A 14,071-nucleotide genomic window follows, 5' to 3' on the forward strand; every position below is an offset into this window, starting at 1 on the left:
TAACATTCCGCATCCAGGCCATGATGTCAAAGACGGCTTGGATTGGGAACATGCTGACGAATGTGCAACTTTGAAAAGGGAGCGGTACGCGCGATAGCGACAGTCTTGACGCAAAATTGCTAGTGCGCCCAGATTTCGCCAAAATCTACTCAAGGCGATTAAACTGAGACATTGGCACGGGTTACGACAGCGCCAGTCCCGGCCATGGTGAGGGCCAGGCCCTCAATATTCCTTTTCGTAGAAGATGCCGCCCTTGGCCTCGCCGGCGTCCGTCGCCTCGCCGCGCAACTTGACGCCACGCCCGACGTTGAGGTCGATGGTGGCCTTGCCCGAACCCGGCTTGTCGCCCTTCTGGATGGTCACATAGGTGCGGTCGTTCAGGTACTTGCCGGCCGAGACCGCCGTGCCGCCCTTGTCGTCAGTGGTGACGTCGAGATCGTCGACGCCGATGGCGCTACGCAGATTCTCAAGCAGCGACGTCGAGCCGCCGACACCGGCCAGTTGCCCGGGCCGCTTCGGCCAGTTGCGCGATCTGCAGCGGCGACAGGTTCGACATGGACCGGCCGAAGATCAATTGCGCCAGCACCTCGTCCTCGGGCAGCGCCGGCACCGAGGAGAAGGTGAACTTAGGATTGGTCGCCTCGCCCGACACCACGATGGTGACGGTGGCGCTGGCGGTCGTCGTGGTCGCCGTCAGGTTGAGATAGGGCACCAGCGAGCCGGAAAAACCCACCGTTCCCTCGGTGAAGGTCAGCCGCTTGCCCAGGATCGACAGCCGGCCGCGCTGCAAGGTGAAGGTGCCGACCGCCTGTGGCGACGAGGCCGGCCCGGTCAGCTTGAGCGAGCCGCCGAATTCGGCATCGACGCCCCTGCCCTGGATGAAGATCTGGTTCGGCGCATTGACGGTGACGTCGAGCGCAAGCCCGCTACCGCCGCTCTTGCCCGACGTCGTTGGCGGCCGCAGCGCCTTGTCCTGCGCCCTGACGGCGGCGGGCGCGTTCTTGTGCTTGACGTCGAGCGCCGAGAGCGAGCCCGGCAATTTGTCCGGAACCGTGATGACGGTCTTGGCCAGATTGACGGTGCCGGCAATCACCGGTGCCGATACCAGCGGTCCCTTGATCGTCAGGTCGCCGCCGAGATTGGCGGTCACCACGCGTCCGTCCGTATAGCGCCCGTCGGTGAGCTTGATCGACAGGTCGGCCGGAAACCCTTGCGCCGGGTTGATGCCGACCGTGCCGCTGGCCGAAAGGCTGCCGCGCGTCGACAATGTTCCGGTCAGCCGGTTGATCCTGGCGACGCCGCCGCCGATCGAGACGTCGGCGGCGAGATCGTTGACGGCCAGGCCCGAGCGGGCATCGACCAGCCGCGCGCCCGATGTGCTGACGCTGCCGCCGATGACAGGCGACGTCGCCGGGCCACGCACCTGGACATTGACGGTGGCCGTTCCCGACAGCGACAAGCCCTGCGCCGCAAGCTTCTGGCTGAGCATGCCGAAGGGCACGGCGCCATTGAAGTCGAGCACCAGCGCCGGCGTGCCCGCCGTCGTCACCGTGCCGCCGCCCTTGAGGCCAAGGCCGGCGCCATCGCCGATGTTGGCGTTGAAGGTCAGCTTGTTGCCGGCAAAGGTACCGGAGGAGGACACGCTCACCGCGCCGACACCGGCGCCTCGGGTTTGCGACGTCTGCACGCCGGCCGCGTCTATGTTGAAGGCAACTGCAGGGCTCGCCGGCGCGCCCGTCACCTTCACCGTGCCGGAAATCGAACCGGCGGCATCGAGCCCCGGCGAGAAACCGTTGGCGAGCGACATCGGCACCTTGGCCAGCGCCGCATTGATGTCGAGCGCCTGCCCGACCTTGCCGGTCACCGTCGCCGTGCCGCCGCCAAGGTTGAGCACCAGCCGGTCCAGCGTCGTCGTGCCGTTGGCGATGCTGACCGTCGAAGCCTGGGCGATGGCCGCCCTGATGCCCTGGACGGTCGCCTGGCCGGAAGCGAGTTCGATAGTGGTCGTGCCATTGGCCACCTTCACGCGGCCGGCGGCCTTGGCCGGAATGCCCTTGACCGTGGCGCCACCGGAAAAGCCGGTCCAGTCGCCGTCGCGCTTCAGGTCGACATCGATGCCGCTGATCACGGTGCCGCCCGACGTGACTGTGTCGGCGCGGATATTGCCCGAAATCACCGGTGCGGCGAGATAATTGGCGATCAGCGCATCGATGGAAACCGCCTTCGCCTGGAGATCGCCGCGCGTGATCGAGGCGGTGGCCGCCTTGATGGCGACCTGAGGTGCGGCACCGTTCTTCGTGAAGGCGATCGTGCCACGCACGTCGCCCTCCGCCTTTTCCAGCGCCAGCGCGGCGAGCGGGCCGATATCGGGCAGGTCGAGCGAGATGGTGCCTTCGGGTACGAACTTGTCGTCCAGCGCCAGATCGCCGGAAATCCGGTTCTTGCCGAGCGACAGGAGCAGGCCGTTGATGGCGCTTTTGCCATCCGACGTCGCCAGCACCGCGCTGCCCTGCAAGGCTTGTCCCGCGACATTGCCGGTCAGTTGCACGTTCGCGGCCGGGTTGGCGGCATCCGCCTTGCCGGTGGCGGTGAGCTTCAGTCCGGTGATCTCGCGCTCCGCCACCAAAAGCCGATCGCTGTTGACCGTCAGCGACAGATCGGGGGCGATGGCCGGGCCCTGTGCGTTCAGCGCAAACGCAATGGCGCCCTTGGCGTCCTTCGACAGCGGCGAGATATCGGCAAGGGCGCCGGTGATGTCGGCGGCCAGCTTGTTGTCGGCAAGGCTCGCCTGCCCCTGTGCGGTCAGTCCGCCCGAGACCAGCTTCAGCCCGTCGACATTGATGCTGCCGTTAGGATCGCGCTTCAGCGTGGCGCTGATCTGCGCACGCTCGCCAAGCATGCCGCGCGCCGCCGCCGGCAAAGCCGATGACGGGGCATCCGCACTCAGCTTGAGGTCGATGGCGCCATCGCGCAACGACACCTGCCCGGCGACCTGGCTGTTCAGCGCATCGCTCTTGAGCGAGCCGCTGTCGATGGCGACGCCGTCCGACGTCAGCCGGGCGTTCAGCGCGGCCGTCACCTTGCCGGCGATGAGCGGCGCTATGGCGGCATTGTCGAGACCGACCTTGTCCACCGACACCGTGCCGGAAACCGGTCCAGCGCGGTTCTTGAGATCGAACGCATCCGAGTGCAGTGCCAGGACAAGCCCGTCCACCTTCGCCGGGCTGGTGGTGACTGACGGCAGGATCGCGGAGACGTCAAGGCGGGCCTGCGTGCTCTCACCCGCCACCTTCGCCGACAAGGACCGGATCTCGAGCTTCACCGGGCTCTCGGCGCTTCCGACCGTCAGCGGCAGGCTCGGTCCCGACGATGTAAGGTCGAGGGCAAAATCGCTGGCGCCATTCGGATTGATGGTGCCGGAGGCCTCGCCGGAAATCTTGTCGCCGGACAGCGTCGCATGGTCGAGGACGACGCCGCCGGCCAGGGTGTAGACACCGGCCGCATCGACCGCAAGCGGCCCGAGCCCGGCCTGGCGGGTCTGGCTGGTTTCGGCGGCCTCAAGCTGCGCGTTGAACCGAACTTCGGGAGCGGATGGCGACCCGGTCACTTGCGCGGCGCCGCCGAGCGTGCCCGCCGCATCGAGCCCGGGGGCAAAATCATTGGCCAGGGCCGCCGGCAGCGCGGAGAACTGTGCCGCGAGATCGAGCGTCTGGCCGGCGCTGCCCGACAGCGTCACCGAACCGCCGCCGACATCAAGCGCCAGCTTCTCGATGCTGGTCGTGCCGTTGGCGATGCTCAGCGTCGAGGGTGCAGCGATTGCCGCCTTGATGCCGCGAACCGTGGCTTCGCCCGAGGCGATCTCGACGCTGGTGGTGCCCTCAGCGATCTTGACTCGGCCGGCGGCAGTCGCCGGAATGCCCGCGATCGTGGCGCCGCCGGTGAAATTGGTCCACTCGCCGTCACGCTTCAGGTCGACGCCGATGCCGCTGATTTCGGTGGCGCCTGAGGTGACGCTGTCGGCCTTGATGGTGCCCGAGATCGCCGGCGCCTTGAGATAGTTGGCGATGAGCGCGTTGATGGCGATCGCCTTGGCCGCCACTTCGCCACGTGCGACCGACGTGCTTTTCGCATCGATGGTGACGGAGGGCGCGTCGCCGTCCTTGGCAAAGAGGATGGTGCCGTTGATGTCGCCGGTCACGGCCTGGCCGGCGAGTGCCGCCAGCTGATCGATTGCCGGTGCGGCGAGCGTCAGCGTGCCGAGCGGCATGAGCTTGTCATCGAGCGCCAGGTCGCCGGAAACCTTGTTGTCGCCGAGCGAGACCAGGAAACCGTTGATCGAGCGCTTGCCCTCGCTGGTCACCAGCGCCGCCTTGATATCGAGCGGCTGGTCATTGACCGACCCGGTCAGCGAAACATCGGCCGAGGGGCTTGTTATGTCGGCCTTGCCGCTTGCCGTCAGCTTGATCGCCTTCACCGTGCGGCCCGAGGCCGTCAGGCTGTCGCTGTCGGCGGAGATGGTGAAATCCGGCGCCGTCCTGGCGCCGCTTGCCGAAAGGGCGAAATTGACGCCGCCGGCCACTGGCACGCCGACCATCGGCGACAGCACCGAAACATCGCCTAGCGTGCCCTTGATGTCGGCCTGGATGTCGGTGCCTTGCGCGCTGGCGGTGCCGCTGGCGCTGAGCGAGCCGGAGGTCAACGAGATCGAATTGGCGGCAAAGGCCCCTTGCGGATCGCGCGTCGCGGCGGCCGAGAACTTCACCCGCTCGCCGAGCACGGAACTGATCTGCGGCGGCAAGGCGGTCGACACCGCATCGGCATTCATCTTGAGCTGCATCGACAGATCCGCAAGCGCCACCGTCATGGTCAGCGAGGCGTTGAGCGCATCGGAGCGCAGCGTGCCCTGGTCGATGGCGATGGCGTCCTTGCTCAGCGATCCCGCCAGGTCGACATCGACCTTGCCGGTGACCAGCGGCGCCAGCGTCGCCACGTCGGTCTTCAGCCCGCCCGCCGTCAGCTTGACGGCGACCGGGCCGGCGCGGTTCGGGATGTCGAAGCCGTCGGAGTGGATCTGCGCCGAAATATCGTTGAGCTGGGTGCCGCCCGCCACCACTGAAGCCAACGAGGCACCGATGTCGACGATCGGCGCCTTGCCGTCGCCGAAGGCGCGGGCGGTGACGTTCCTGATCGCAATGGTGATCGGTTGCGCCGCACTTCCAACAACGATCTGCACCGGCGCGCTTTTGGCCCCGATTTCGACCGACAGATCGCTGGCGCCGGCCGGATCGGCGATGCCGGTCGCGGAGCCATGGATGGCGTCGCTTTCGATACTAGCCCGATCGACGCTAATGCCGCCGGCCGATGTGGCGGTGCCTGCGACATCGAAGCTGGTCTTGCCCGTAAACAGCGGCCTCAGATTTTCCGGCAGGAAGGGCGCGAACTCGCCGTCGCCCTTGGCCTCGACGTGGTTGCCCTTGTCGGTGAGCTGATGACGGCCCGTCAGTTGCGTGACGATCTTACCGTCGACCATGAATGTGGCGATGCCATTCCAGTTGGCAAGCGGTCCCGTGCCCGAGACGGTTATTTCGACCGGCGGCGTATCGGTCAGCTTGAGCAGATTGGCGATGATGCCGCCGGCCGGCTCCGAGGCCTTGAGGTCGAGGTCGAGCCTGTTGTCTGCCGGTGCAAAGTGGATCTTGGCGTCGACATTGCCTTGCTTGCCGTCATGGCGGGTGACGTTGAGCACCGTCTCGACCGCCAGCGGCGCCGCGTCGGCCTTGAGCATCCCCTTGGCGGCGAGTTCGGCGATGCCGCTGCCGGCAAGTTGCTGGCCAAGCGCGATTTCCGGCAGGTCGATCTGCCTGATGTCGATGGAAACCGGCAGCGTCGTCGTGCCGCCCTGCGCCGGCGGCTGTGTGCCCGCCACCGGCAGGCGTGCCAGTTCGATGCGCTCGGCGGCTATGCGGTCGGCGCTGAAGCTTTTCGACAAAAGCGCCAGCGGTGACCAGTCGACGGCAACCTTGCGCGCCACCAGCCAGGCGCCCTGGCGGTCTTCCAGCACCACATGGTCGACGCTGAGCGCGCCAGACCAGATGCCGTCAATGCCGCTGACCGTGATCTTGCGGTCGTCGTTCGAAGCCAGTCGCGAAATGATGCCGGCGAGATTGTCGCGTCCGCGCTCTGTCTTGATCAGGACAACGAGCGCGCCGATCGCGCCCGCGACCACGATCAGCAGCGTGTAGAGGACAATGCGAAGGATGCGCCACACCGTCTTCATGTCAGAACGCCTGCCCGATGCCTGCGTAGATGCCGAAATGCGGATCGCTGGGATCGCGGTTGAGCGGCACGGCCGCATCGATGCGCAGCGGCCCGAACGGCGTGACGTAGCGCAGGCCGACACCGGCGCCGACCTTGACGTCGGAGAAGTTGGGCACCGACTTGGTCGACACCGTGCCGGCATCGACGAACGGCACGATACCGATCGTGTCGGTGACGGCGATGCGCATTTCGACCGAGGTCTCGAAGAAGGACAGGCCGCCGATCGGCTGGCCGGTGAAGTCTTTCGGGCCGATGCCCTGATAGGCATAGCCGCGTACCGAACCGCCACCGCCGGAGTAGAAGCGCCGGTCGGCCGGAACGTTCTGCAGCCCGGTGCCGACGATCGAACCGATGGCGACACGCTCGGCCAGCACGAATTTCGACGCCGTATCCAGCGACTGATAGGCCGATCCCTCGCCCTTCAGCTTGAGAAACGCGGCACCGCTCAATATGTCGTAGCTCGGCTCGGCATAGGCCAGCACCCGGAAGCCCCTGGTCGGGTTCAGCCTGCTATCCCTGTTGTCGTAGACATATTGCAGGGGAACGCTGGCGATAAGGTAGGTGTGTTTGCCGAACGCATCCGTGATCCTGGAATAGTCGAGCGCCACTTCCGCCGAGACCGTCTGCTTCTTGTCGAGTTCGTAGGACAGGCCGGTGCTGCCCTTGACCGAGAAATGGTCATACGCATCCGGATGCTCGAGCACAGTCTTGAAGCTGGCAAAGAACTTCGACGCCGGCCCGATCACGCCGGGTTTCTCGAACATGATACCGGCATTGTAGTTCAGATCGGACAGATTGTTGCTGCCGATGCCGCTGATGGCGCCATCAATGCGCAGCTTTTCGGCGTGACCAAACAGGTTGCGGTGTCCCCAATAGCCTTCCAGGCCCAGCCCTTCCGTGTTCGAGAAGGTGCCGCCCAGGCCGAAATAGCGCGGCTTGCGCTCGCTGACCTGGACGCCGATCGGAATGTTGCCGTCGGCGTCGAGCTTGTCGGCTTCCTTGAAGGTGACGCTGTTGAAGACCTCCAGCGCCAGCAGCCGGTCGCGCGCGTCGCTGATCTCCTGCGGCGAGTACTGTTTGCCACGCTTCAGCCCGGTCATGTATTCGGTGAAGTCGCGATCGACCTTCTCGGTACCCTCCACCGTGGTCGCGCCATAGCCGGCGACCGGCCCGGCCGCGACCGTCAGTGTCACGTCCAGCGTCGAGGTGGCATGGTCGGCGACAATCTGCCGGTCGGTCACCTTGGCCAGCGGCCTGCCCTGCTCCTTCAGCGTCCGCACGATCAGCGCCTCGGCCTTGAGCACGGCGCCGGATCCGGCGTCACCGCCGGATATCAAGCCGTAATCGGCGCTCATCAAGCCCGCCGCGTCGCCCTCCAGCCTGATGTTGCCGAGGGTGAATTTCGGGCCGGCGGCGATATTGATCGCCACCGGAATCGGCTGCGGGCCTTTGAATTCGGCATGCGGCGGCAGTTCGTCGAGCGGCTTGCCGTCGATGGTGATGGTGACCACGCCTTCGTAACGGGCATCGGCGTAAAGGGCGGCAACCAGTTGTTCACGGTCGCTGCGCGCCTTGGCCATCAGCCCGAGCGAACCGGAAACCGGCCGATCCTCGTCGCCCTTCAGCGCCGAGGCGTTTTCGAGCTTCTTGACCAGATCCTTGTCGGCATCGGGCGCGGTGATGGTCACGGCGTAGCGCAGCGGATCGACGATATCGGCGTCCTGGTCTTTGGACGATCCCCACAGCTTGATGCCGAAAAGCTCGAACGCGGCCGCAGGACTTGATTCGGCGGCCAGGACGCTCGCGCACATCATGGTCAAAAGCAGGGCGCGCGGAAGCACGCGCCCTGGCGCGGTCCCTCCTGACATCTGCTCTTCATGCGCCGGCATTAAGACAACCTAGGTTACAAAACTAAAATTGGAATGAAGTTCTGAAGCGCTCGTAAAGGGGCCACAATCCAATTGTCTGAAATAGGACGGGCTTGGAATTCACACCTTTTGCGTCGCCGCAAGAATGCGTGATCCCCTGTCCTATGGTGGTACTACCGGTCATCGGCCGGAAAGGAAACCGTTGGCAGGCGGAACCCTGCCGCGTCCTGCGTTGACAAGCTTGACTGAAGCTTGAACATGCCTGGACGTCTGCAATTGTCTGGAGGGTGTTATGGCAATGCGCGCGGCTCGTGGTCTGTCGATCCTGATCCTTCTCTTCTTCGCCTGGGCCAATGTCTTGGCCTGGAATGGTGTCGCGCAAGCGGCCGAGGCCCGGCGAATCGCAACGACGGACAATTCCGACTATTTCGGCTTTGATCTCAGATCCGACCAGAATGTCACCCTCGACCAGTGCAAGACGACATGCCTTGGCGATCGGGCCTGCCGCGCCTTCACCTACAACACCAAGGCCAAATGGTGCTTTCTCAAATCCGACTACAACCAACTGAAACCGTTCAACGGCGCGGTCGCCGGCAAGGTCGTCAACATTGACGGCGATCCCGATATCGGCGCGCCGCCGGAACTGACCTTCTTCCCCAACTGGATGGCCGACCAGGCCCAGCAATACCGCAACAGGCTGCTTGGCCCGGCCTTCGACAAGCCGACCGAAGGCATGGCCGCCCTGATCAACTCGGCCGAACAGGCCATGCTGACCGGCGACCATCGCTCCGCTATGCAGAAATACGAGGCTGCGGTCTCGGTGATGCCCGATGATGGCCAGCTCTGGCTCAATCTGGCGCGTGAAACGCTGGCCGTGCAGCCCGCCGCCAACACCTCCGAAGCCTCGACCTTGCCGATGAACGCCACTTCGGCCGCCTTCAACGCCTATAAGCTCTTGCGCACCACCAAGACCCGCGCGGACGTGCTGGCGCTGCTTGGCGCCGGCCTCGACAAGCGCGATCTCTACCGCCCGGCCCTGCAGGCCTATGAGGCGAGCCTTGCGCTCGTGACGTCGCCGGCCGTGCAGGCCGACTATGCCGATCTCAAGGCCCGCAAGGGTTTTCGTGTCGTCGACCACAGCGTCGATGCCGACACCAGCGCGCCCCGCATCTGCGCGCAATTCTCCGAGGAACTGGTCAAGACCGGCGTCGACTACGCGCAGTTCGTCACCGTCGACAATGCGCCGCCGAAGGGCGTCGAGGCCAAGGACAAGCAGATCTGCGTCGAAGGCCTCGAACACGGCCAGCATTATGATGTCACCTTCCGCGCCGGCCTGCCGGCGGCCATCGGCGAAGTGACCGCCGCTCCCGTGGTGCTGTCGATCTATGTGCAGGACCGCGCCCCTTCCGCCCGCTTCACCGGTGACAGTTTCGTGCTGCCGTCCGGCGCGCGCCGCGGCATTCCGGTCGTCACCGTCAACATGAACGCCGCCGAGATGAAGCTCTACCGCATCGGCGATCGTTCGCTGGCGCAGCTTCTGTCGGGCTACCAGTTCCTGCACCAACTCGACGGCTATGACATTTCCAACATTTCCGAGCAGATGGGCGCACCGGTCTGGCAGGGCAAGCTCGACATCGTCAACGACCTCAACAAGGAGGTCACCACCTCCTTCCCGGTCGACGAAGCGCTGCCGCAGCGCAAGCCCGGCGTCTATGTGCTGACCGCACAGGCCGTCGACGGCAAAGGCGACGACTACAATTCGTTGGCCACGCAGTGGTTCGTCGTCTCCGACATCGGCCTGTCGACCTATACCGGCCAGGACGGGCTCAATGTCTTTGCCCGTTCGCTGGGCTCGGCCAAGCCGATCGCCGGCGCCGAACTGACGCTGGTTGCCAGGAACAACGAGGTTCTCGGCACCGCGACATCGGATGCCGACGGCCATGCCGTCTTCAATCCCGGCCTGACGCGCGGCGACGGCGGCATGGTGCCGGCCGTGCTGATGGCCAAGCAGGGCGACAGTGATTTCGTCTTCCTCGACATGTCCAAGGCCGGCTTCGATCTGTCGGACCGCGGCGTCACCGGGCGCGCGGCGCCCGGCGCGCTCGACGTCTATGCCTGGACCGAGCGTGGCATCTACCGCGCCGGCGAGGATGTCCATGTCGCGGCCCTTGCCCGCGATGGCGCCGCCAAGGCGGTCGAGAACCTGCCGCTGACCTTCATCTTCTCGCGTCCCGACGGCGTCGAGGACCGCCGCATCGTCAGCGACGGCGCTTCGGCCGGCGGCCATGCCGTCGACCTGCCGCTAGAACCCAATGCCATGCGCGGCACCTGGTCGGTGTCGATCTACACCGACCCGAAGCAGCCGGCGGTCGCCAGCCAGATGTTCCTGGTCGAGGATTTCGTGCCGGATCGCATCGAATTCGACATGAAGGCCGACAAGCAGGAGATCGAGCGCGGCGAAACCGCCAACATCAACATTGACGGCCGCTTCCTCTATGGCGCGCCGGCGGCGGGCCTGGCGCTGGAAGGCGAGCTGACGCTGTCGACGGCGCGCGACTGGGACCGCTTCCCCAACTTCTCCTTCGGCCTCGCCGATGAACAGTCGGCTGAGCCCACGGTCACGCCGCTGACCAACCTGCCGGTGGTTGGCGATGACGGCAAGGCGACCTTCCCTGTTACCGTCGACCAGTTGCCCTCGACCACCAAGCTGGTCGACGGCAAGGTGACGGTGCGCATGCGCGAAACCGGCGGCCGCGCCATCGAGCGCTCGCTCAACATCGGTATCCGCCCGCAAGGCCATATGATCGGCATCCGTCCGGACTTCGCCGATGATGAGGTGCCGCAGGGCGGCACGGCCAAGTTCAGCCTGATCGCGGTCGATCCGGCCGGCAAGCGCGAGGCGCTGAAAGGCGCGCAGTGGACGCTGGTCAAGGTCGAACGCAATTACCAATGGTACCGCTCCAACAATTCGTGGAGCTACGAACCGGTGACCTTCACCAAATCGATCGCCAATGGCCAGATCGACCTCGGCGCCGATGGCGACGCCACCGTCTCCGTGCCGGTCGATTGGGGCCAGTACCGGCTCGAGGTCGAGACCTCGGACCCCGAGGGTCCCGCGACCAGTTATGAGTTCGACGCCGGCTGGTATGTCGCCTCGACCACCACCGAAACGCCTGACGGCCTCGAAATCGCTCTCGACAAGGACAATTATGCCGCGGGCGAAGTGGCCAAGCTGAAGGTCTCGCCGCATTTTGCCGGCGAACTTCTGATCAATATCGGATCCGACAAGCTGTTGAAGACCATCACGGCCACCGTGCCAGCCGGCGGCAGCACCGTCGACATTCCCGTCGGTGACGACTGGGGCGCCGGCGCCTATGTCACGGCAACCCTGTTCCGGCCGGGCGATGCGCAGGAGACGCGCATGCCGGCCCGCGCCATCGGCGTGAAATGGCTGACGGTCGATCCGGGCGCCAAGAAGCTCGCGGTCACGCTGACGCCGCCGGACAAGACCATGCCGCGCCAGCAGCTGTCGATCCCGGTTTCCGTGGCCGGCGTGCAGCCAGGGACCAACGCCTATGTCATGGTCGCCGCCGTCGATGTCGGCATCCTCAACCTGACCAACTACAAGGCGCCGGACCCGGAGAACTGGTTCTTCGGTCAGCGCATGCTGGGCATGGAGATCCGCGACATTTATGGCCGCCTGATTGACGGTTCGCTCGGCACCACCGGCAAGCTCAGGACCGGCGGTGACGGCGCCAACATGCAGGCGCAAGGCAGCCCGCCCACCGAAAAGCTGGTCGCCTTCTTCTCCGGCCCGGTCCAGCTCGACGCCGACGGCAAGGCACGGATCGACTTCGACATCCCGCAGTTCAACGGCACCGTGCGCGTCATGGCCGTCGCCTGGACCAAGGAAGCGGTCGGCCATGCCACGTCGGATGTCATCGTGCGCGATCCGGTGGTCATCACCGCCGGCCTGCCGCGCTTCCTGGCGCCCGGCGACAATGCCGTCATGCGGCTTGACGTGGCCGACACCGACGGCCCGGCCGGCGACTATGCCTTCTCGATCGACACGACAGGCGACCTGTCGACCGGCGACAAGCCCCTGCCCCAGAAGCTGACGCTCGCCCAGGGCAAGCGCCAGACGCTGACCGTGCCGCTGATCGCCAAGACGCCGGGCAATGCCTCGCTCACCATCAAGCTGGCGCACGCCGACGGCACCAAGGTCGAGCAGACGCTCTACGTGCCGGTGCGCCCGGCGCAACTGCCGGTCACCACGCGCCTTGTGGTCGACCTCAAGGGCAATGGCGGCGCGCTGCGCGTCGACAAGGAACTGCTGGCGGCAAGCCTGCTGGAAGGCGCTACCGTCAGCGTCGGCGTTTCGCAGACGGCTGCCTTCGACGTGCCCTCGCTCCTGATGACGCTCGACCGCTACCCCTATGGTTGCGCCGAGCAGACCACCAGCCGCGCCATGCCGCTTCTCTATGTCAATGATATGGCCTCGGGCATCGGCATGGAAAGCGACCCCGACCTGCATGGCCGTATCCAGGATGCCATCTACAAGGTCTTGAGCTACCAATCCTCGAGCGGCAGCTTCGGCCTGTGGGGCCCGGGCTCCGGCGATCTGTGGCTCGACGCCTATGTCAGCGAGTTCCTGACCAGGGCGCGCGAGCAGAAGTACGACGTGCCAGCGCTTGCCATGAACCAGGCGCTAAGCAATCTGCAGAACTCGCTCGGCTACGACCAGAGCGTACAGGACCGCGGCAGCGAGATCGCCTACGCCCTCTACGTCCTGGCCCGCAACAAGAAGGCCTCGATCGGCGATCTGCGCTACTATGCCGACACCCAGCTCGAAGCCTTCTCGAGCCCCATGGCCGTTGCCCAGCTTGCGGCGAGCCTTGCGCTCTACGGCGACACCCAGCGCTCGGAGGCGACGTTCAAGACCGCGCTGCAGCTCGCCAAATCGAGCACCGACTACGACTGGTACCGCTCCGACTACGGTTCGGCGCTGCGTGACGGCGCGGCGATGCTGTCGCTGGCGGCGGAATCGAAGCCGGTGTCGTCGGTCGTGCCGGAGCTGATCAAGCTGGTGACACGGCAACGCGCCGAAGCCCGCTGGACCAGCACCCAGGACGATTCCTGGATGCTTCTGGCGGCCCGCGCGCTGAAAGAAGGCAATGACTCGATTGCGCTCTCCGTCAATGGCGCGCCGCATTCGGGCGGCTATTCCAACCAGGTCAACGGCTCCGAACTGGTCGACAGCCCGCTCGAAATCGCCAACACCGGCAAGACCCCGCTGCAGGCCGTCGTCACCACCGTGGCGTCGCCGATCCAGCCCCTGCCGGCCGGCGGTGACGGCTTCACCATCAGCCGCACCTACTACAAGCTCGACGGCACCGAAGCCAATGTGACGGAGGCAACCCAGAACGAACGCTATGTCGTCGTGCTCAAGGTCACCGAGCAGAACAGCTGGCCGTCGCGCCTGCTGGTCACCGACCTGTTGCCGGCCGGCTTCGAGATCGACAATCCCGGCCTGGTCTCCAGCGCCCAGTTGACGAACTTCTCCTGGCTGGCGCAGACCGACGCCGCTCATCTCGAATTCCGCGACGACCGTTTCGTCGCGGCGTTCAACCCGGCCGACGGCGATCACGACCACAATCTGACGCTCGCCTATGTCGTGCGCGCGGTGACGCCGGGCACCTACGCCCATCCGGCGGCGACGGTGGAAGACATGTACCGGCCGCAATATTCGGCCCGCACCGCCACCGGCATGATGGAGATCAAGGCACCGTAAGGCGCCTGTGGTGGCGATCATGCAAATGGCGATGGCGATCATCACAGCTTCCTTCTCCCCGTCACTATACGGGGAGAAGGTGGCAGCAGCCGGA

Annotated in this window: 2 protein-coding genes and 1 pseudogene; 1 reads left to right on the plus strand and 2 read right to left on the minus strand. The window is 65.6% G+C overall.

Features of this window, described 5'->3' with window-relative positions; translation table 11 throughout:
• Positions 1-222: 222 nt before the first annotated feature.
• Positions 223-6,277, minus strand: a pseudogene (locus ACVILI_RS24060) (translocation/assembly module TamB domain-containing protein).
• 1 nt (position 6,278) lies between these two features.
• Entirely contained in the window at positions 6,279-8,207 is a 1,929-nt protein-coding gene (locus tag ACVILI_RS24065; protein WP_457102632.1) for an autotransporter assembly complex protein TamA, read from the minus strand.
• A 271-nt stretch (positions 8,208-8,478) separates the two neighbouring features.
• Here ACVILI_RS24065 and ACVILI_RS24070 point away from each other — a divergent pair, with 271 nt between their 5' ends.
• Complete coding sequence (locus tag ACVILI_RS24070) at positions 8,479-13,977, plus strand: alpha-2-macroglobulin family protein (protein WP_240564746.1); 5,499 nt, start codon at positions 8,479-8,481, stop codon at positions 13,975-13,977.
• The last annotated feature ends 94 nt before the right edge of the window (positions 13,978-14,071 follow it).

Source organism: Mesorhizobium sp. USDA 4775, assembly GCF_054062655.1.